This window comes from uncultured Sulfitobacter sp. (genome assembly GCF_947502895.1).
Classification (GTDB): Bacteria; Pseudomonadota; Alphaproteobacteria; order Rhodobacterales; family Rhodobacteraceae; genus Sulfitobacter.
The window spans coordinates 574,464-594,697 of sequence record NZ_CANNBM010000001.1 but is presented as its reverse complement, the minus strand read 5'-3'; the positions used below and the strand labels follow the sequence as shown (position 1 = coordinate 594,697).

Here is a 20,234-nt window from a genome sequence, read left to right as displayed (position 1 = left end):
GACTGATCCCATTGCGCGGGCGCGGAAACATGCTAGCCTGACAAGAAAACAACGAGGCCCGAGCAAATGAGACATTTCCTGCAATCTGTAAGCGTGGCCGCCCTTGTGCTGAGCCTTGGCGTCGGCACAGCGGCACCTGTTGCCGCCCAATCGTTGGCAGGGTCCTATCTGGCGGGTCGCAGTGCGACTGTCGGGAATGACTTTGAGGCGGCTGCACAGTATTTTGCAGCAGCCCTTGCGCGCGACTCCGCCAATCTAGAACTGATGGATAACACAACCCTAGCCTATATTGCGCTGGGTGAAGTCGAAAAAGCAGTGCCCTTGGGCCGCGCGATACTCGCGACAGGTCAGCAATCGCAAGCTGCGCGTATGGCTGTCACGGCGGGTCTGATCGGGGCGGGCGACTACGCGGCGATCATTGATATGGATGTGCGCTCGGACGGGATCAACCCTTGGGTCGACGGGCTGATAAGAGCTTGGGCTTTTATTGGTGCAGATCAGGTTGATGCGGCGATTACTGAATTTGACGGCATTTCCGTAGATGGCGGAATGCAGGGCGTAGTGATGTTTCACAAAGCTTTGGCGTTGGCCACTGTCGGCCGCTATGATGATGCCGAAGCTGTGTTTGGCGCGGATGGCCCCGGTGCTGCAGCGCGTACGCGGCGTGGCGTGTTGGCGCGCACAGAAATCCTGTCTCAGCTGGGGCGTAACGACGACGCGGTCCAGATGATTGGCGATGTTTTCAATGGTGCGACCGATCCTGAACTTGATGTGCTGATCGAAAGGCTGAAGGCTGGCGAGACGCTGCCTTTTACCCATGCGCCAACCGCGCGTGCAGGTCTGGCCGAAGTGTTCTATACCTTTGCGGCGCTTCTGCGGGGCGAACGCGCCAGCGACTATTATACACTTCTTTATGCCCGTGTGGCCCGCCATCTACGCTCCGATCATGTAGATGCATTGCTGCTCACCGCAGATCTGCTGGAAGATTTGGGCCAATATAAACTGGCCATTCAGGAGTTTCGCGCCGTTCCAGCAGATGATCCCGCCTACCATGTCGCAGAGCTGGGCCGTGCCGCCGCTTTGCGCCGTTTGGAGAAGGCAGATCAGGCAATCGAGGTACTGGAGCAACTGACGCGCAGCCACGGTGATCTGGCTGTGGTTCATTCAACGCTGGGTGATACACTGCGCAGTCAGGACGAGGATCAGGCGGCTATTGCTGCCTATACCCGCGCACTGGACCTCACCGCCGAAGGCGACAACCGCGCGTGGTTTTTGTATTTCTCGCGGGGCATCGCCTATTCCCAAGACGGCGACAGCGTCGCCGCCGAGGCCGATTTCCGTGCTGCACTGGCCATCAATCCCGATCAGCCGCAGGTTCTCAACTATCTGGGATATTCGCTGGTTGAGGAAAAGCGCAAGCTGGACGAAGCGTTGGATATGATTGAACGTGCTGTCGCTGCCAGCCCTGACAGTGGCTACATCGTTGATAGTCTTGGCTGGGTTTATTACCGCCTTGGCCGCTATGACGAAGCTGTCGTGCAAATGGAGCGCGCAGTAGAGCTGGAAGCGGTAGATCCCGTAGTCAACGACCACCTTGGTGATGTCTACTGGGCAGTTGGCCGCAAGCGCGAGGCGCAGTTTCAGTGGCAGCGTGCATTGTCATTCATCGAATACGGCCAGACCGATACCGAAGCCGAGCCAGAGCGCATCCGCCGAAAGCTCGAAGTAGGGCTGGACGCTGTCTTGAAAGAAGAAGGTGCAGCGCCGCTAAATGTCGCCAATGACGACTGAGGGGTTTGCGCCAGCCAAGATCAATCTCACTCTGCATGTGACTGGTCAACGTGCAGACGGTTATCATCTGCTCGACAGTCTGGTCGTGTTTGCTGATCGAGCGGACCGTTTGTGGTTCACGCCTGAAACGCAAATGCAGATCACCGTCACTGGCCCGTTCGCGGATGGTGTCCCGCTGGATCACCGAAATCTTGTTTGGCAAGCAGCTGAACTGTCAGGCTGGACGGGTCATATCAAGCTGGAAAAGAACCTGCCCCATGGTGCAGGTATCGGCGGGGGGTCTTCTGATGCGGCTGCTGTATTGCGGGCTTTTGGCGGTGCTGAAAACGCCTTGACGTTAGGTGCTGATGTGCCCGTGTGCATGCATCGGCGAGCGGCGCATATGTCTGGAATAGGTGAGGTCGTGACGCCTGTTAAGGATGACCTGACTTTCTTTGCTGTACTGGTTAATCCGGCGGCTCATGTGCCGACACCAGACGTTTTCCGCGCCTTGCGGAAAAAGGAAAATCCGCAAATGACAATCTTTCCCGAGGTTGGATCATCGCTAAAAGACTGGTTGGAATGGCTTCGTCGTCAGCGCAATGATCTAGAAGCACCGGCGGTCGCAGTCGCTCCGGTGATTGCTGATGTTCTGCGGGTGCTTGGTGACACACCCGATATCCTGCTGGCGCGCATGTCTGGTTCGGGTTCAACCTGTTTTGGGCTTTACCCTACACGACAGGCTGCACGTGATGCTGCGTCCGCCATCGCGGTGAGCCATCCGGACTGGTGGGCTGTAGAAACAACGCTTAGCTAATGCGTGCAACCACGTAGTCTGCGAGATCGACCAGCATATCCTTGATGTCATGCGCGGGTAGGGGGGCAAGTGCATCCTTGGCCTTTGCAGCCCATGCAAATGCGTCTGCTTGTGTGGCGGCAAGTGTGCCGTGTTTGTTCAGCAGGGCCAACGCATGGTCCAGATCGCCGTCTTCTTGCTTACCTTTCTCGATGGTGCGCACCCAAAAGGCACGCTCTTCCTCATCGGCCTGTGCAACAGCTTTGATGACGGGGAGGGTAAGTTTGCGTTCGCGGAAATCATCACCGACGTTCTTGCCAGTGGCACCTGTATCGCCCTGATAATCCAGCAGGTCATCGACAATCTGGAAGGCAATTCCAAGCGCGTCACCATACTCGAACAACGCGCTGACATGCGCCTCTGGCGCATCGGCAATCACGCCACCGACCTCGGTCGCGGCCGAAAACAATGCAGCTGTTTTCCCGCGAACGACCTGCAAATATATCGCCTCATCCGTGGCCAGATTTCGCGCTGCTGTCAGTTGCAGCACTTCGCCCTCGGCGATGGTGGCGGCGGCGTTTGAAAGGATGCGCATTACGGGCATCGAGCCTGGCTCGGTCATCAGCTGGAAGCTGCGGGCAAACAGATAGTCGCCCACCAGAACTGACGACTGGTTGTCCCATAACAGGTTCGCAGTGGGCCGCCCGCGGCGCTGCTGGCTTTCGTCGACCACGTCGTCATGCAGCAGCGTAGCAGTGTGGATGAACTCTACCGTTGCGGCCAGATGGATGTGGTAAGGGCCAGTGTAGCCGCACATCGTAGCCGCAGCGAGCGTCATCAAAGGACGCAATCGTTTGCCGCCGGCCTCGACGAGATGTGCTGTGACTTGGGGAATGCGTGGCGCGTGTTTGGAGGCCATACGTTCACGGATCAGAAGGTTCACGGCCTCCATCTCGTCTGCAAGTGCAGCAGCGAGGCGGTCATGTGGCTTCTGGCTTAACTCGCTGGTCATTTTCCCGCGTCCTACCTCGACAAGGGGCGCTGCCCCAGATTACATCACTGCCATGAAAGAACTTTTACGCAGCACCGATCCTACGATCATCGCCTTCGCTTCAGCCCTGTTGCAGGGCGAGGATATAGACTGCTTTCAAATGGACGTAAACATGAGCATCCTTGAGGGTGGCATCGGAATTTTCCCGCGCCGCCTGATGGTCCGCACTGATGATCTGGATGCAGCGCAGCGCGTCATGCGCGATAACGAGATCCCGCTAGGCCTATGAGCGACGCGCATCTGAGTTATGATGCATTCCTCGGGGGGCTGGTGCAGCTGTGGCAACCTCGAAACGGATACCGCGCTGGCGTGGATCCTGTGCTGCTTGCAGCCACTATACCTGCGGTTTCAGGGCAAAATGTGCTTGAATTGGGCTGCGGTGCGGGGGCTGCCATCTTGTGTCTGGGGGCACGGGTAAAAGGTCTGAACCTGACAGGGGTCGAGCGCGAAGCAAGCTATGCCGATCTGGCCTTGCGCAACGGGAAAGGCACGTTGGAGGTGGTGACAGCCGATATTGCGGCCCTCCCGCTGACGTTGCGGCAGCGGCAATTTGACCATGTGCTTGCCAATCCGCCCTATTGGCGACGCGACGCCTCGGTGGCTGCAAACGATCCCACTCGGGAAGCTGCGTTGGGTGAACAGACACCGCTGGTCCGATGGGTCGAGGTTGCGGCAAAGCGGCTGGTCCCTAAGGGCATGTTGCACATTATCCACCGCGCTGAACGTCTGCCTGATCTGCTGGCCGCTTTGCCCCATGACATGGGAAGCATTGAAGTGCTGCCCATTGCTGCCCGCACAGGCCGCGCCGCAGAGCGGGTGATTGTGCGTGCGCGCAAGTCGGGACGCGCGGATTTCCGCCTGCATGCACCGCTTATTCTGCACCGCGGCGATGTCCATATAGATGGGGACCAGTATACGCCTGCGGTCCGCGCTGCACTGCGCACAGGCGCTGCGCTACCTTTTTGAGCGGTATTAACCGTCTGTTCACCATACCTCGCGTTATGCTGCGGGGCGGCGTGACTTTGAAAACACTTCATGCTTCACTGAACCTGCACTTTTAACAACCGGAGGAAGTATGTCCCTAAACGCACATCTTGAAACGTTGAAGAAAAAGCACCGAGACATGAGCGAGGCAATCGAGCAAGCCCAGCGTGCGCCCGGCGTTGACGGCCTTGAAGTCGCTGCAATGAAAAAGAAAAAGATGCGACTGAAAGAAGAGATCAACCGATTGTCGGACTGACTACTTTTCGGCAAAGCTGGCGCGCGCTGCAATCAGCGCGCCGCCAGTAATAAGCAGGGCGGCCCAAAGCAGTGTCATGCTTGGTACTGCGGTTCCCGCGATGATGAGCACGAGCGTAGAGAGCAATGGCGCCGCATACGAGCTGGTGCCAAGCAGCTGGATATCGCCACGCTTGCATCCGATATCCCACACATAAAACGCAAAGCCTACAGGCCCAAGTCCCAGACCAGCGATGCTGGCCCATCCTAGTAGCGATGCAGGCAGCACAGTTTCTTCAAAGATAAAGTGAAGCGGCAAGGACAGCGCGGCAGTGGCAAGGCAAAACACGGCAACACTTGCCGTCGGGGCGGTTCCTACAAGCCGTGAGAGAACAGAATAGCCAGCCCATGTAAATGCAGCCAACAACGCCAGCAGATACCCCGACAGATACGCGGGGCTGAGGCCTATGCCCCCACCTGTGATGATCAGTGCAGCACCGGCAAAGCCCAGCACAGCGCCAATCACATGCCCTGCGCGCAACCGCTCGGACGGAAGCAGGCCCGAAAACACGACGATAAGCAATGGCCACAAATAAGCGATCAAGCCCGCCTCGGCGGCAGGGGCAAGGCGCAGCGCCGAGAAATAGAGCAGGTGGTACGCGAAAAGGCCAAGCGCCCCAAAGACGTAAACGCGCAGCGGCACAGCGCGGAGTTGTGATGCGCTGTCCGTGATCCATGCCCAGATCAGCCCGACACATCCGCCGATGCCAAAACAAAGAGCATTTAGTAGCAAGGGAGGCGTAGGAGCAGACCCTACGGTAAACAGCGCTAAAAGGGACCAAAGCAGCACTGCGACAAATCCCGTTCCGGTGGCCTGCGCGCGCGTCATGGTGTGGCGGGGTCCAGAATGGTGAGGCCTAGCGTGACATGGGCGGTCTTTTCAATTTCGGCCAAAATCCATTCCCTAAAAACTTTTATCTGCGGACGGTTTTCCATACCTTTCAGGCATAGGAAACTAAATCGCGCCGAGGTTTTGAGTGCCGTCGGGAAGGGGGCGACCAAACGCCCCTCTGCCAAATCTTTAATTACCAACGCGCGGCGGCCCAGCACCACACCCACGCCCGCCATTGCAGCATCAATCGCATGATCTGCCTGAGAGAAACGGGGCCCCAGCGTGGGTGAAAAAGCCACGCCCATCGCCTCAAACCACTGGGACCACCCAATGGGCGGCGTCAAAAAGTTGATCGAATCGTCAAAAATTATCGGCGCATCCTGCAAGCTTTTGATTGTTGGATACTGGGCTGCCATTGCGGGGGTCATAACGGGCATGACCCATTCTTCGGCCAAAGGCAGCGCATAGAGATCGGGCGTCTGCGCACTGCTAAACCTGATCGCCACATCGACGTTGTCTCGTGTCAGGTCCATCCGGCTCAGCGATGCGGCAAACCGCAATTCAATCTCTGGATGGGCCTGTGCAAATTCGTACAAGCGTGGCGCAAGCCATTTGGCGGTGAAGGCAGGACCTGCTGTGACAGTGAGCGTTTGTGTGTCCTGTGTGCGCTGTGCGGCGCGCCATGCGGTCGCCAAAGTCTGAAATCCCTCTGCTGCCCCTTGCGACAGAGCGGCCCCTGCCTCCGTAAGCTCTACCGCGCGGTTGAGGCGACGAAACAATGGCGCGCCCAAATGTTCTTCCAGCGATTTGATCTGAAAAGACAGCGCAGCAGGTGTCACGTTCAGCTCAGCCGCCGCTTGCGCGAAAGACATATGGCGCGCGGCAGCATCAAAAGCGCGCAAAGCGGTGAGCGGAGGCAAACGACTGGACATGGTCAGTTAAGTATATCTTATCTGATGGGTTGGAAAGTCTCGTTTGTAAGAAATGATTGCGAAGGACATATTGAGTTCAAGAAAGACACACTGATCCGATCTGGATCGCAATCAGGAGAAGATGACATGTTCGAAGGTACAACAAACCCTGCCGCCCGTGACGCAATGAAGACCGCTCATGCCGAGCGCAGCCGTGCGATCAGTGACTTCTTTGCATGGTTGCGCGGCCCGATGCGCCGCTAAAGTTTTCCGCTGGCTGTGTGCACACGGTCTTACGGAATAGCAAAGGGCCAGTGGTTTGATCCACTGGCCCTTTTTTTGTCATACGCGACTAAATTAAACGAAAAACTGTGCGCCGTTCGCCGAAATTGTGGAGCCGTTGATAAAGCCCGCATCGTCGGCCACAAGGAAGGCCACCGCGCGTGCGATCTCCTCAGGCTCGCCCAAACGGCCAGCCGGGATTTGTGCAATGATGCTTTCGCGAACTTTCTCCGGCACGGCCATAACCATATCTGTACCGATATAGCCGGGGCAGATGGCGTTGGCTGTGATGTTCGCGCGTGCGCCTTCTTGGGCCAGTGATTTCACAATGCCCAGATCGCCTGCTTTTGTTGCAGCATAGTTTACCTGTGCAAACTGGCCTTTTTGACCGTTGATTGACGAGATAACGACGATGCGACCGAATTTGCGCTCGCGCATGCCGGGCCAGATCGGGTGCACTGTGTTGAATACGCCGGTAAGGTTTGTATCGACGACCTCGTGCCACTGCTCTGGCGTCATTTTGTGGAAAGGCGCATCGCGTGTGATGCCTGCGTTTGCCACGACGATTTCAACAGGGCCTAGATCTGCCTCGACTTGTGCAATACCCGCTTTGGAGCTGTCATAGTCGGCGACATTCCATTTGTAGGTCTTGATGCCTGTTTCCGCAGTAAATGCTGCGGCGGCGTCATCATTGCCTGCGTAGGTCGCAGCGACCGAATAGCCTTTTTCTTTCAGCTCTTTGGATATAGCAGCGCCAATACCGCGGCTGCCTCCGGTAACTAGTGCGACACGCGACATATGATTCTCCTGATCTGCAATTCTTGCGGTAATGTTATTGCCCCGAGGGGCGTAGGCGCGCAATTATCTTGCGCACCCATTCCGTTTTAGGGGCGTTCAAGGCACATGGCAACACCCATACCGCCACCAATACACAGTGTGGCGAGACCTTTTTTCGCATCGCGGCGTTTCATCTCGAACAACAGCGTATTCAGAATACGTGCGCCTGAAGCACCGATAGGGTGGCCGATCGCGATGGCGCCGCCGTTCACGTTCACAATTGCAGGGTCCCAGCCCATGTCCTTGTTCACGGCGCAGGCTTGGGCTGCAAAGGCCTCATTGGCTTCTACGAGGTCAAGATCTTCGGCATTCCAGCCTGCTTTCTCAAGCGCTTTGCGTGATGCATAGATCGGTCCCACGCCCATGATCGACGGGTCCAAACCAGCAGTTGCATAGGAGGCGATGCGCGCAAGTGGCTCGATCCCGCGCTTTTCCGCTTCTTCCGCGCTCATCAACAATGCACCTGCCGCGCCATCGTTCAGGCCCGAGGCATTGGCAGCAGTAACCGTGCCGTCTTTTGTGAAAGCGGGGCGCATTTTGGCCATCGCGTCAATGTTTGCACCGTGACGGATGTACTCATCGGCGTCGACGATCGTATCCCCTTTACGGCCCGGCACCGTGTAGGCAAAAATCTCGTCTGCAAAACGACCCTCTTTCTGGGCGGCCTCTGCCTTGTTCTGGGAAGCAACGGCAAATTCATCCTGCTGGTCGCGGGTGATCTGCCATTTGTTCGCGACGTTCTCGGCGGTCTGCCCCATGTGATAGCCGTTGAAGGCATCCCAAAGGCCGTCTTTGATCATGGTGTCGACCAATTTCATATCGCCCATCTTCTGACCTGCGCGCATCGCTTGGGCGTGGGGGGACATGGTCATATTTTCCTGGCCACCGGCAGCAACAATGTTCGCATCGCCCAATTGGATATGCTGGGCCGCAAGTGCAACTGCGCGCAAACCCGAGCCGCACACCTGATTGATCGACCAAGCGGCAGATTCGATGGGCAAGCCTGCATTTACATGCGCCTGACGGGCGGGGTTTTGCCCTTGGCCTGCGGTCAGGACCTGACCCAGAATTGTCTCGGACACTTCGGCGGCATCGACGCCTGCGCGCGCTACGATCTCTTTCAGCATCGCAGCGCCCAGATCATGGGCGGGCGTGTTGGCAAACGAGCCACCAAAGCTGCCGACGGCAGTTCGGGCAGCAGAAGCGATAACGACATTGGTCATGGAATGCAGTCCTCTCAATATGACGCATGGCCGAGGGAATGTATCGGCGCCTGCACGATTGGTCGTGCCGCCGCATCTCGGCCTTGTATCATTGAATTACCGCAACAGGCCCCGCGCGGCAAGAAGGCAGGCGCGACCATGGGGCCAAGTTACCTTTTGCTAGGCGTGCTTTTGCCTCTGGCGATCTTGCAGCCAATGGGGTTGGGTGGTGGGGGCTGCGAAAAAGTAGCCTTGCAAACAATCAATTCCGATCTGCGTGGCAAGTGCGGCGTCTTCGGCAGTCTCTACCGATTCCGCGACTGTTAGCATGCCCAGTTCGCGCGCGATGGCATTCAGGGCGCGGGCCAGCGATTGCTGGTCGGGGTCTTGTGCAATGCCGCGAATGAATTGCCCGTCAATTTTGAGGATATCAAAGTCAAACTCGCGAAAATACTTGATTGCAATCGCACCAGAACCGAAGTGGTCCATCGCAAAGCAGATGCCCTTTGGCTGCAAACGGTGCATGAAATCAACCACCAGTTCCGGCACCATCATGGCCGAGCTTTCAGTGATCTCAAGGATCAATCGCTCGCCCACTTCCGGTGCGTCGTTGAGAAACCTGTTGAGGCAGTTCATCCATGGTTTGTACCCGATAGAGCGTGCAGACATATTGATGGAGAGGCGCACCGAAGGGTTTTTCTTAAGAGTGTTTAGCCCGTGACGCAGGGCCAGCACATCAATCTCGCGGCCCGTTTCGGTGTCCTCGATCTTGCCCATAAACTCGCCTGCGGGAATGACGCGGCCCGTGGGGTCCAACACACGGATCAGCCCTTCGTAAAACCCGATGCTGGTCTGGTTGGAGCTGTGCATGACAGGCTGAAATGCAAGGAGGGTCTGGTTGTGTGCAATCGCCTCTTTCACCATGCCCAGTGCGCCCTTGTTGCGTTGGGTCACAGCATAGTCCAGCGGGCTATGTGTGCCAGGGGCCATGCCCGCCATCTGACGTTTGCTTGCGCCATTCATTCCCGCGTCCTTCCACTGTTTGGGTGATTTGTGCAGACATTGACGGCCAGCCGCTAAAAAGGTGTTAAGGCTCCAATTTTGTGCCAAATGTAGGCAAATAGCGGGGAGCATGAGATGACGCGGTGCGAATGGGCGGGGCCCGAGCAGATATACATCGACTATCACGACACCGAATGGGGCGTGCCCGAATTTGACAGCCGCGCGCTTTGGGAAAAGCTGATTCTGGACGGGTTTCAGGCGGGGCTGAGCTGGATCACGATTCTGAAGAAAAGGGAGGCGTTTCGGGAGGCATTTGAAGGGTTTGATCCGGACATCATCTCACAGTGGGGCGAGGCGGACGTGCAGCGGTTGTTGGGCAATGCAGGGATTATCCGCCATCGCGGCAAAATCGAAGCGGCCATCACAAACGCCCAAGCATGGCAGAACATCGAGGCCAATGGCGGTTTTGATACCTTCATGTGGCGCTATGTCGGCGGAACCCCGATGCAAAACAGGTTTGAGCGCCAGTCGGATGTACCGCCCAAAACCGCATTGTCAGAGCAGGTGAGCAAAGACCTCAAGAAAGCAGGCTTCAAATTCTGTGGCCCCACAATCGTCTATGCTTGGATGGAGGCCTGCGGGCTGGTCAATGATCATCTGGTGGGCTGCCCACGACATAGTGTTTGTGCCCAAGTAGGGCGTGAGGGCAATGAAGTTCCCTAGAGTAGAATAGAAACCTGACTTGCTTTCGCGGGGATTATACCGCGCAGTTGGATGGCGAAATGTTGAATTGTTCCAGGGTTGAGCCGTCTGGCTTCGCGATTGTGAGTGAGATTTCACCACCCTTTGCCATAAAGGCTTTGTTTCGGCGCGACTTGCAAAATGACTGCGCCCGTTCGCGAACAGCATCTTCGTCGTAGTGTTTAACAACAATTTCGGGGACTTTGTAGCTCAGACGGAGAATTCCACCAACTGCTGTTGCCTCTTTTAGCTGCGCACCGCGAAGCCAGTAGGCTTTCGGGCTACGTTTATATTCCAACGCCGCATAGAATGTTGCGTCCTCTAGTGTTGATGCGCGTTTTTCAAAAGCGAGGAGTGTTCTTTGCTGGAACGATATTTCGCCCAATTCATCCAGAATTTCATTGCCCGCGAAAAAGGGGATCACTGCTGCCGCCAAAATGAAAATATCGCGTACCCCGTGTTCCAGCCAGATGCGGTTTTCGCGCTGCTGGCCCTTTTTGAAGATCAACCATAGGTCGGCGATGGGAATAAACCCCAGCCATGCAAGGCTGGTATCGCTGGTGATGTCATTCGAACGGGCCGCCGACACATAGTAAAGTGCCACACCATAAAGCGGGAATATCAAGGCAAGACCGATGAACATGGGCACAAACAGCCCTTTTTCCGCGGCGGCAGGCAAAAAGCCGAACCCGATAAGAAAAATCGTAAAAGCGCAATAGATAAGTCCCAGTAACGCGTAATGGGTCACGCGGCGGTATTGCGCCTGCACGTTTATAAAACGGCTCGCAAGGAAACCGCCAAGGCCTACAAGTGCAAACAAGAGAAAAGTGATTAGAAACGGGCTTGCGAGCCAGAGGGTCAGAATTGTCTTATCCATGTCAATCTTCCTATCGCCTGTTTGCTGTTTATATCGCGGCGGCGCATGCGACCCCATGTTGCTGACATAAGGAACTGGATGCCTGACGCAAATTGGGCAGCTTTGTGTTTATTTGCAGCTGTGTAGCCGGCTGCGTGTAAAACAGGTTTTCTGTCCAAGTTGGGCAGATCTGCTAAACTGGCATTGACTCTGTCTTGGGCGCTTGTATACGGGCGCTTCATTGGTGTTGGTGGACTTCGCAAGAGGAACCCTGTCGGCGTAATAGCGCAGAGGACAACGCCCTTTACCGCCTTTCGAGGCTCTTAAAAGGAGAACAGCCGTGACCAAACGCACCGCTGCCAAGCACAAAATTGACCGCCGCATGGGCGAAAACATCTGGGGCCGTCCAAAGTCACCAGTAAACCGCCGTGAATATGGCCCCGGCCAGCACGGTCAGCGCCGCAAGGGCAAGATTTCCGACTTCGGTATCCAGTTGAGCGCCAAGCAGAAGCTCAAGGGCTACTACGGCGACCTGACCGAAAAGCAGTTCCGTCGCATCTACGGCGAAGCTGAGCGTGTAAAAGGCGATACAGGTGAGAACCTGATTGGTCTGCTCGAGCGCCGCTTGGACGCGGTTGTGTATCGCGCCAAGTTCGTTGCAACAGTATTTGCTGCGCGCCAGTTCGTGAACCACCGCCACGTCCGCGTGAACGGCAAGCTCGTGAACATCCCCTCCTACCGCGTGAAAGAGGGTGACGTGATCGAAGTGCGTGACCGCTCCAAGCAGATGGTCGCATTGATCGAAGCCACACAGCTGGCCGAGCGTGATGTTCCTGACTACCTCGATGTTGACCACTCTAAAATGACAGCAACATTCGTGCGTACGCCTGCGCTGGGCGATGTGCCATACCCTGTTGTCATGGAACCGAACCTCGTCGTGGAATTCTACGCGAAGAACTAATCTTCGCCGCCACGGAACACGATTTGCATGCGCCCTGTCGGTTCTCCGGCAGGGCGTTTTGCTATCTGTGATCCTCTCACAGTCGGACAGATGCGCGCGGGATGTAAATCGCGGGTGGTTGTGGCGGTGTGGAGCGGCTAAAAGACACCAAGCAACCAAAGAGCCTGTATATGACACATATGATCACGCCCCAGCCCGGTATTATGGATATCGCCCTGTATCAGGGGGGCGCGTCCCATGTGGCGGGTCATGATAACGCGCTCAAGCTCAGCTCTAACGAAAACCCGTTTGGCCCGTCGCCCGCAGCACTCAAAGCCTATGAGGCTGCCGGGCGCGAATTGCACCGCTATCCCAGTTCGGATCATGCCGGATTGCGCACGGCCATTGCCGATGTCTATGCCCTCGACCCCGCCCGTATTGTCTGCGGTGCGGGCTCGGACGAGATCATTTCATTTTTGTGCCAAGCCTATGCAGGGCCCAACACCGAAGTTGTGCACACCGAACACGGCTTTGCCATGTACCGCATTTCCGCGCTGGCCGCAGGGGCGACCCCTGTCGAAGTCAAAGAGCGCGAGCGCGTTACAGATGTGGATGCGATCCTTGCCGCGTGCAATGATAAGACGCGCCTTGTGTTTATGGCCAACCCCAACAATCCGACTGGCACCATGATCGGCCCTGCCGATATTGCGCGCCTTGCTGACGGCCTGCCGCCGCAGGCATTGCTGGTGTTGGACGGTGCTTATGCAGAATATGTCGAAGGCTATGATGGCGGTGCTGCGCTGGTGGATCAGCGTGAGAATGTCGTGATGACGCGCACGTTCTCCAAAATCTACGGGTTGGGCGGGCTGCGCATCGGTTGGGGCTATGGCCCTGCCCATGTGATTGACGTTCTGGGGCGGATGCGTGGGCCATTCAACCTCAGCAGTTCGGCGCTTGCTGCTGCCGAGGCCGCGGTGCGTGATGTATCCTATGTCGACCATTGCCGCGCCGAGAATGCGCGCTGGCGCGCTTGGATGGCTGATGCACTGGCCGAGATCGGTGTGCCCTCCGATGTTTCGATGGCGAACTTTATTCTTGCCCGGTTTGCCAGCCAGACCGAGGCGGAGGCCTGTGATATTCACCTGCAATCCCAAGGGCTGATCGTGCGGCGCGTAGCGGGTTACAAACTGCCTACATGTTTGCGCATTACCGTCGGCGACGAGAGCGGCTGCCGCCGTGTGGTGCATGCCGTGCGCCAGTTCAAGGAAGGCTGAGCAATGGCACATATTTATGACCGCGTGGCCCTGATTGGCCTCGGGCTGATCGCCTCGTCGATGTTTTGGGCGATGCGGCGTGGCGGCATCGTCGCCGAAGTTACCGGCTTTGCGCGCTCTGCCGAGACGCGCGATACAGCGCGCGAAATCGGGCTGTGCGATGTGGTTTATGACGACATCATAGATGCTGTACGCGATGCCGATCTGGTTGTGCTTTGCGTACCGGTGGGTGTGATGGGCAGTGTGATGCAGCAGATTGCAGGGGCGCTCAAGCCTGGGGCCACTGTAACTGACGTGGGCTCGGTCAAGCGTGATGTTATTGCGCAAGTGCTTCCACATCTGCCCGAAGGTGTGCATTTTGTCGCTGGCCACCCGCTGGCAGGGACGGAACACTCCGGCCCGCGCTCGGGCTTTGCCGAATTGTTTGATAACCGCTGGTGCCTGCTGGTCCCTGCTGAGGGGTCCGACCCCGAGGCCATTGCCCGCCTGCGTGCCTATTGGGAGGCGCTTGGCTCAAACGTCGAGGAAATGGAGGCCGAGCATCACGATCTGGTCGTCGCCGTGACCTCCCATGCCCCGCACCTGATTGCCTATACAATGGTGGGTGTTGCAGATGATCTGCGCCGTGTGACCGATGGCGAGGTGATCAAATATTCTGCGGGTGGATTTCGTGATTTTACCCGCATTGCCGCATCTGACCCTACCATGTGGCGCGATGTTTTTCTGACCAACAAAGATGCGACACTCGAAATACTGGGTCGCTTCACCGAAGAGCTGTTCGCACTGCAAAGGGCTATTCGACAGGGGGATGGCGATCACCTGCACGCCTACTTTACCCGTACACGTGCGATCCGCCGCGGTATCATCGAGGCAGGCCAAGACACTGACGCCCAAGACTTTGGTCGCGGTGGGGGGCGGAAGCCATGAAGCGTTTGGCAGTTCTGATGTGTGTTATGGCGACAGTATCATGTGCGGGGCCAGACCGGTCCGCGAGACCGGAGGCACGGCCCGGGACGGGCCAGCCTGAAATCGTTGCCGACGGGACAATTGACCGCTCGGCGCAGGAAAACAAGCAAGGCGGCTTTTGGAAATCCCTCCGACCTGTGTTCCGCTCACCCAAAGCAGGGCGCGAGTTGCGCCAACAGCAAGCAGTTCTGGCGGCAGGGGCTGTGTGCGGCGACATCTCCATTCAGGGCGAGGCCGTGGGCCGTGTGCCCGGGCGCATCGCAGGCTGCGGTGTGGACAATGCGGTCCGCATTTCTTCTGTTTCGGGCATATCGCTCAGCGTGAAATCGACGATGGATTGCCGCACGGCCCGTGCGCTCAAATCATGGATAGACGGCAGCGCAAAGCCTGCGTTGTCCAGCAAAGGCGGCGGTCTGCGCGAAATCAAAGTCGCCGCGCATTATGCCTGTCGGCGCCGGAATAACGCCAAAACGGGCAAGATTTCCGAACATGGCAAAGGCCGCGCGATTGATATCTCGGCCTTTCGTTTGATGGACGGAAGTGAAATTACAGTGTTAAAGGGGTGGAACGCGCGCAGCAGTCGCAAAGCGATGCGCCGGATGCACGCTGAAGCCTGTGGACCGTTCGGGACCGTGCTTGGCCCCAAGGCCAACCGATTTCATCTGGACCACTTCCATTTCGACACGGCGCAATACCGCTCGGGTAGCTACTGCCGCTAGCGGATAATCAGGCGCGGGGCAGGGCCGAGGGGGAAGAACCCCATGCGCATTTGGCCTTGGGCAATTGTGACGTTCAGGTTCAATGTGCCGTCGCTGTCCGACATGGATTGTAACCCAAGCTGGGCCGTTGCGGCCCACTGGGGCACCGTATCCAGACCCGCCATGGCCAGATCAAACAGCTGCTGCCAGTTGCGCAAGTTCACCGTTATGGTCCCAGTGGGCACGCCTGCGGCATCAACGGTCAGATCACCGGTCATACTGGCACCTATGTCGCCCCAAATTGCAGTGATCTGTTCAATCTGGATAACGCGGGGTTGGGGGCGACTGGCCTCTAGTGCGCTGCGGTCCCATGGGCGGTCAAAGGTTACGGTCATATCTGCGATAACAGGCTCGAACATGTCTGGCAGGGTGGCGGGGAGTTGCAAACCCTGACGGACAATGCTGCCGACCGACAGCCCCATCGCCGTAAGGTCAATGGTGTATGTCGAAGGGTTATCGCCCTGCTGAACCTCCGCTTGCAGCGATTGCAGAGCCAGAATGCGCCCTTCTACCAGATCAAGGGATACCGCACCGCTTTCGCTGCTCAAGGCTTCCAGCTGTAAAGACGTACCAGGATGAAGCTGCACCTGTGCATCCAGACCGGCAAGCGATAGCGTTGCCTCGGCCTGTGGCGTGCTCAGGATGATCGCTTGCTCTGGCATTTCGATCCGCGCGTCGCCAGGCCAGTAGATGGGGGTGGACAGGGTTGCAGCCGGAATTTGAACCGAGGTATTGCGCTGCGCGTCTGTCCACTGGGTGTTTTGCGCAGTGGTTGCGATCCGCAGTGGAAAGCCGCCGCGCGACCATGTCTCTGCTTGTGCTGTTATGCCTTGATCGCGCTGCGCCTCCAGCCATGCCGCCGCGCCGCGTTGCAAACCGCCTGTGGCAATCCACCACCATCCGCCCCATGCCAATGCCACCAGTACGAGTATTTTGATCGCCAGTCTGCGCATGGGCGGCTGCCCCTCTTTTCATTTGGTTGTGCATCGGGTTTACCTGTCCCAACACAGGAGAACCAGATGAGTATGTGGGTATTCGGCTATGGCAGCCTGCTTTGGAATCCGGGTTTCGAAGTCGCGGAGAGCGTGATTGCCACGCTGCCTGACTACGCGCGCTCGTTCTGCATGCGTTCGATCCATCACCGTGGCACGGTCGATGATCCGGGGCTGGTGCTGGCTTTGGACCAACAGGCAGGGGAGGCTTGCGAGGGCGTTGCCTTGCGTGTGGTGGCAGACCAAGAGGAGGAGACATTGGCCTATCTGCGCGCGCGGGAGCTGATTTCTTCTGCCTATATGGAGAAGGAGCTGGCGGTGCAATTGCAAGACGGACGTACGGTCACTGCGCTGGTCTATGTGATCGACGAAGATCATGACCAGTACTGTGGTGGCCTGCCGCTGGAGGAGCAGGCCCAGATCATCGCTCATGCGGTGGGCGGGCGCGGGCCTAATACGGAATACCTTTATAATACCGCCGAACATTTGACCTCTGTTGGTCTGCATGATCCGGCGCTGGAATGGTTGGCAGCACGGGTAAAAACCATCGCTGCATAAACGCTTTGGCTTGGCCCTGTTTCGGGGTAAGCTGCACGGCAATAACAATAAGGTCAGGAGCACGGAGCGCATGGCGCAGCCAGACCGCGAGGCAAAACCGCAATTCTCCCAGCCAGTGCGTCAGATCACTTTGATGCTGCTGGTTTTGGGGCTGTCAGGCTTTGGCGCCTTTATGGCGCTGCCACGGGTGCTGCCTGTGTTTCAGGCCAATCCCTATCTTAACGGGTTCATCGCCTTTGTTTTTCTAATCGGTGTTGTGGCTTGCTTCTATCAGGTTCTGCAGCTGATCGGCTCGGTTCGCTGGATTGAGAGCTTTGCCTCGGACAATGAAACAGCTGACGAAAAGCCACCGCAAATGCTGGCACCGCTGGCGGCTTTGTTGCGCACGCGCGGGGCGCGGATGCAGGTGAGCGCATCTTCGACCCGCTCTATCCTCGATTCAGTTTCTACCCGTATCGACGAGGCGCGCGAGATTACGCGATATATCGTCAACACGCTGATTTTCCTTGGCCTTTTGGGTACGTTTTACGGCTTGGCAACGACGGTCCCTGCCATTGTCGACACCATCCGCAGTCTTGCTCCGCAGGATGGCGAAGGCAGCACTGATGTGTTCAACCGGCTGATGACAGGTCTTGAATCACAGCTGTCAGGGATGGGCGTGGCTTTTGCCTCGTCGCTGCTCGGCTTGGCGGGATCGTTGATTGTGGGCCTGCTTGAGTTGTTCGCGGGCCATGGTCAGAACCGCTTTTATCAAGAGCTTGAGGATTGGCTCAGCTCTATCACGCGGGTCGGTTTTGCCTCGGGCGATGACAGCAGCCCCGAACAAGCGGTGATGGCGGGCATGGTTGATCACATGGCCGAGCAGATGGAGAACATGCAAGATATGTTCAGCCGTTCCGAAGCGGGGCGCGCAGAGGTTGAACAGCGACTGGGTAGTCTGGCACTGGCGATTGAGCGGATGGCGGTGCAGCTGGGTGATCAAGGCGGATCATCAGACGCGATAGACAGGATGGTCAACGCGCAGGAACGGATGATTGGCGCGCTGGAAGACAGCCGCACCGAGCATGCGGATACCAGTGGGCCGGATGCCGAAAGCCGGATGCGGCTGCGGTCAATAGACGTTCAGATGCTGCGCATTCTTGAGGAAATTTCAGCGGGTCGTCAGGAAACCATGGCGGAGCTACGGCAGGAATTGTCCTATCTGACCAAAGCGTTATCTTCGCCGCGCAGCAGCACCGAGCCGCGCCGCATGAGGGCCACCAGCTCCAAACCAACCGGCGGCGGGGAGCGTTAGGCATGGCCCTGTCGCGACGCACCGGCGCGCGGTTTCAGGCGTCCATCTGGCCTGGCTTTGTGGATGCCATGACAGGTCTTTTGCTGGTGCTGATGTTTGTGCTTACCATCTTTATGGTGGTGCAGTTTGTTCTGACCGAACAGATTTCGGGTCAAGAGACAGAGCTGGACGAGCTATCCTCTGAAGTGGCTGCGCTTGCGCAGGCTTTGGGATTGGAGCAGCGCGAAAACAGTGATCTCGAGGCGCGCGTCGGGGCGTTGCGGGCCTCGCTGGGCGATGAGCGGAGCCGCGTTGCCGAACAGGCTTCGCTGATCGCCTCGCTGCAATCCGAGCGTGATGCACAGGCAGAAGCCTTGGGGGCAGCGCAGACGCGCATCACCAGTTTTGAGGCGCAAGTCGCTGCTTTGATTGCAGATCGTGATACGGCTCAGGGTCAGGTTGCTGACCTCCAAGAGCAAACTGCAACACTGCTGAGCGAACAGGAAGCCCTGAACCTAGCCCTTGCCAGTAGCCGCGAAGAAGTGGATGCGCAGCAAGAGGCCGCCCGTCTGGCCGCCGCGCGCCGTGAAGCGTTGGAGGCCCTGATGGCCGACCTGCGCGCGCGAAACGCCGCAGCGGATGCCGAGATTGCAGACCTGACCGCTGATGTAACCCAAGCGCGGGAAGCATTGAGCGCGCAAGAGGCGCAGCAACTGGCGGATGCTGCCGCTGCCGAGGCGCTGCGTGCGCGGCTTGAAAATGCCGATACCGAATTGACAGCAATGACGCTGTCGCTGGAAGCGCAGCGCAAACGCGCGGAGGAAACTCTGACCCTTCTGGCCGCTGCACGGGCCGCTGAGGCGGAGCTGGATAGCCGTTTGGCTGCTGCGTTGAGTGATGCGCAAGATACTGAAACGACGCTACAAACCAGCCTGCAAGAGGCCGAGGCGCGTATTGCTGCGCTGGAGGCTCGGCTGGGTGCTGCACAGGCGGATGCGGGGGCGCAGATTGATGATCTGCAGACCCGTCTTGCGGCGGCGTTGGCGGCGAAACTGGCGGCTGAAACCGATGTCGGTCAGACCCAAACAGAGGCCGAGCGCCGCGCGGCTTTGCTGGCCCAAGCGCAGACAGATCTTGCACAAGAGCGGGAGACATCGCTGGCCGCCCAACGCCAGACAGAACTCCTCAACCAGCAGGTCGCGGCCTTGCGGGTGCAGCTGGGTGATTTGCAAGGCTTGCTGGATCAGGCCGTGGCCGAGGATACGGCCCGCGAGGTAGAGCTTCAATCGCTTGGATCGCAACTGAACACAGCACTTGCGCGGGTTGCCGCAGAAGAGCGCCGCCGCGCAGAACTGGAGGCGGCAGAGCGCAAGCGACTGGAGGCTGAGACGAAGAATCTTGAGCAGTATCGCTCTGAATTCTTTGGACAATTGCGAAGTGTTCTGGGTGCGCAAGAGGGGGTCCGGATTGAGGGCGACCGCTTCGTCTTTAGCTCTGAGGTGTTGTTCCCGCCCGGCGGCGCGGACCTGTCGCGCGCAGGGACACGCGAGATCGCCAAGGTCGCCACAATCTTGCGGAACGTGGCGGCAGATATCCCCGACGGGATCGATTGGGTGATCCGTGTGGATGGCCATACGGATAATGTGCCGCTGTCGGGTCTGGGCGAGTTTGCGGACAACTGGGAGCTGAGCCAGGCACGTGCTTTGTCGGTGGTCAAATATATGGCGAATTTTCTGGCTATTCCGCCTGACAGATTGTCGGCGAACGGGTTCGGACAGTACCAGCCTGTGGATACTGCCAACACCGATGAGGCGCGGGCGCGCAACCGCCGGATCGAGCTGAAATTCACCGAAAAATAGGGGGTGCCATCGGTACACCCCCTGTACACCCCTTGTGCAGCGTATGGCGGATGCGG

21 protein-coding genes are annotated in these 20,234 nt (G+C 57.8%); 13 read left to right on the top strand and 8 right to left on the bottom strand.

Going from position 1 to position 20,234, the window contains the following annotated elements:
* The first annotated feature begins 66 nt into the window (after positions 1-66).
* Together Q0903_RS02880 and Q0903_RS02875 are read left to right on the top strand one after the other, a co-directional pair.
* Positions 67-1,791 carry a tetratricopeptide repeat protein gene (locus Q0903_RS02880; protein ID WP_299412686.1) on the top strand — a complete coding sequence of 575 codons (1,725 nt, stop codon included), beginning with the start codon at positions 67-69 and terminating at the stop codon, positions 1,789-1,791.
* Positions 1,781-2,587 (top strand): 4-(cytidine 5'-diphospho)-2-C-methyl-D-erythritol kinase, encoded by an 807-nt coding sequence (locus tag Q0903_RS02875; protein ID WP_299414457.1) that lies wholly within the window; start codon positions 1,781-1,783, stop codon positions 2,585-2,587. The genes Q0903_RS02880 and Q0903_RS02875 overlap by 11 nt, the downstream gene beginning before the upstream one ends.
* Here Q0903_RS02875 and Q0903_RS02870 read toward each other — a convergent pair.
* On the bottom strand, positions 2,580-3,578 hold the full coding sequence (locus Q0903_RS02870) for a polyprenyl synthetase family protein (protein WP_299412684.1): 999 nt from the start codon (positions 3,576-3,578) through the stop codon (positions 2,580-2,582). The two genes, Q0903_RS02875 and Q0903_RS02870, sit on opposite strands and share 8 nt — an antisense overlap.
* 52 nt (positions 3,579-3,630) lie before the next feature.
* Here Q0903_RS02870 and Q0903_RS02865 point away from each other — a divergent pair, with 52 nt between their 5' ends.
* The 3 genes from Q0903_RS02865 to Q0903_RS02855 all read left to right on the top strand — a co-directional run bounded on the left by Q0903_RS02865 (position 3,631) and on the right by Q0903_RS02855 (position 4,857).
* Entirely contained in the window at positions 3,631-3,846 is a 216-nt protein-coding gene (locus Q0903_RS02865; RefSeq protein WP_299024942.1) for a DUF2007 domain-containing protein, read from the top strand.
* Positions 3,843-4,583, top strand: coding sequence for a methyltransferase (locus Q0903_RS02860; RefSeq protein WP_299412681.1), 741 nt, complete (start codon positions 3,843-3,845; stop codon positions 4,581-4,583). Before Q0903_RS02865 ends, Q0903_RS02860 begins: the two co-directional genes overlap by 4 nt.
* Before the next feature lie 109 nt (positions 4,584-4,692).
* On the top strand, positions 4,693-4,857 hold the full coding sequence (locus Q0903_RS02855) for a DUF465 domain-containing protein (protein ID WP_299024938.1): 165 nt from the start codon (positions 4,693-4,695) through the stop codon (positions 4,855-4,857).
* On the opposite strand, the gene Q0903_RS02850 is transcribed toward Q0903_RS02855, so the two are convergent.
* The 5 genes from Q0903_RS02850 to Q0903_RS02830 all read right to left on the bottom strand — a co-directional run bounded on the left by Q0903_RS02850 (position 4,858) and on the right by Q0903_RS02830 (position 9,982).
* Positions 4,858-5,724 carry an EamA family transporter gene (locus tag Q0903_RS02850; RefSeq protein WP_299412678.1) on the bottom strand — a complete coding sequence of 289 codons (867 nt, stop codon included), beginning with the start codon at positions 5,722-5,724 and terminating at the stop codon, positions 4,858-4,860.
* Positions 5,721-6,659, bottom strand: a complete 939-nt coding sequence (locus Q0903_RS02845) for a transcriptional regulator GcvA (RefSeq protein WP_299412676.1) — start codon at positions 6,657-6,659, stop codon at positions 5,721-5,723. Before Q0903_RS02845 ends, Q0903_RS02850 begins: the two co-directional genes overlap by 4 nt.
* Before the next feature lie 336 nt (positions 6,660-6,995).
* Complete coding sequence (gene phbB / locus Q0903_RS02840; RefSeq protein ID WP_299024932.1) at positions 6,996-7,718, bottom strand: acetoacetyl-CoA reductase; 723 nt, start codon at positions 7,716-7,718, stop codon at positions 6,996-6,998.
* Positions 7,719-7,804: 86 nt separating this feature from the next.
* A complete protein-coding gene (locus Q0903_RS02835) occupies positions 7,805-8,980 on the bottom strand; it encodes an acetyl-CoA C-acetyltransferase (RefSeq protein WP_299024930.1) in 1,176 nt (391 codons plus the stop codon).
* A 159-nt stretch (positions 8,981-9,139) separates the two neighbouring features.
* The gene (locus Q0903_RS02830) at positions 9,140-9,982 is read right to left on the bottom strand and encodes an EAL domain-containing protein (RefSeq protein ID WP_299024928.1); all 843 of its coding nucleotides are present in this window, start codon (positions 9,980-9,982) and stop codon (positions 9,140-9,142) included.
* Positions 9,983-10,096: 114 nt separating this feature from the next.
* Between Q0903_RS02830 and Q0903_RS02825 the strand changes: the two genes are divergently transcribed.
* Positions 10,097-10,684: a DNA-3-methyladenine glycosylase I gene (locus tag Q0903_RS02825; RefSeq protein ID WP_299024926.1), complete on the top strand. Its 588-nt coding sequence runs from the start codon at positions 10,097-10,099 to the stop codon at positions 10,682-10,684.
* A gap of 34 nt (positions 10,685-10,718) precedes the next feature.
* Here the strand turns inward: Q0903_RS02825 and Q0903_RS02820 are convergent, their stop codons facing one another.
* Positions 10,719-11,579, bottom strand: a complete 861-nt coding sequence (locus Q0903_RS02820) for a hypothetical protein (RefSeq protein WP_299412671.1) — start codon at positions 11,577-11,579, stop codon at positions 10,719-10,721.
* 319 nt (positions 11,580-11,898) lie between these two features.
* Here Q0903_RS02820 and rpsD point away from each other — a divergent pair, with 319 nt between their 5' ends.
* The 4 genes from rpsD (at position 11,899) to Q0903_RS02800 (ending at position 15,457) form a co-directional block, all read left to right on the top strand.
* Positions 11,899-12,519 carry a 30S ribosomal protein S4 gene (gene rpsD / locus Q0903_RS02815; protein WP_299412669.1) on the top strand — a complete coding sequence of 207 codons (621 nt, stop codon included), beginning with the start codon at positions 11,899-11,901 and terminating at the stop codon, positions 12,517-12,519.
* Positions 12,520-12,689: 170 nt separating this feature from the next.
* Complete coding sequence (gene hisC, locus Q0903_RS02810) at positions 12,690-13,772, top strand: histidinol-phosphate transaminase (protein ID WP_299412666.1); 1,083 nt, start codon at positions 12,690-12,692, stop codon at positions 13,770-13,772.
* A 3-nt stretch (positions 13,773-13,775) separates the two neighbouring features.
* Positions 13,776-14,699, top strand: coding sequence for a prephenate/arogenate dehydrogenase family protein (locus Q0903_RS02805; RefSeq protein WP_299412664.1), 924 nt, complete (start codon positions 13,776-13,778; stop codon positions 14,697-14,699).
* Positions 14,696-15,457 carry an extensin family protein gene (locus Q0903_RS02800; RefSeq protein WP_299024917.1) on the top strand — a complete coding sequence of 254 codons (762 nt, stop codon included), beginning with the start codon at positions 14,696-14,698 and terminating at the stop codon, positions 15,455-15,457. The genes Q0903_RS02805 and Q0903_RS02800 overlap by 4 nt, the downstream gene beginning before the upstream one ends.
* Here the strand turns inward: Q0903_RS02800 and Q0903_RS02795 are convergent.
* On the bottom strand, positions 15,454-16,449 hold the full coding sequence (locus tag Q0903_RS02795; RefSeq protein ID WP_299412661.1) for a DUF2125 domain-containing protein: 996 nt from the start codon (positions 16,447-16,449) through the stop codon (positions 15,454-15,456). The two genes, Q0903_RS02800 and Q0903_RS02795, sit on opposite strands and share 4 nt — an antisense overlap.
* A gap of 66 nt (positions 16,450-16,515) precedes the next feature.
* On the opposite strand from Q0903_RS02795, the gene Q0903_RS02790 reads away from it, so the two are divergent.
* From Q0903_RS02790 to Q0903_RS02780, 3 genes are all read left to right on the top strand, one after another.
* Positions 16,516-17,046: a gamma-glutamylcyclotransferase gene (locus Q0903_RS02790; protein WP_299024914.1), complete on the top strand. Its 531-nt coding sequence runs from the start codon at positions 16,516-16,518 to the stop codon at positions 17,044-17,046.
* 70 nt (positions 17,047-17,116) lie between these two features.
* Entirely contained in the window at positions 17,117-18,340 is a 1,224-nt protein-coding gene (locus Q0903_RS02785; RefSeq protein ID WP_299024912.1) for a biopolymer transporter ExbB, read from the top strand.
* Positions 18,341-18,342: 2 nt separating this feature from the next.
* Positions 18,343-20,178 (top strand): peptidoglycan -binding protein, encoded by a 1,836-nt coding sequence (locus tag Q0903_RS02780; protein ID WP_299412658.1) that lies wholly within the window; start codon positions 18,343-18,345, stop codon positions 20,176-20,178.
* Positions 20,179-20,234 lie beyond the last annotated feature (56 nt).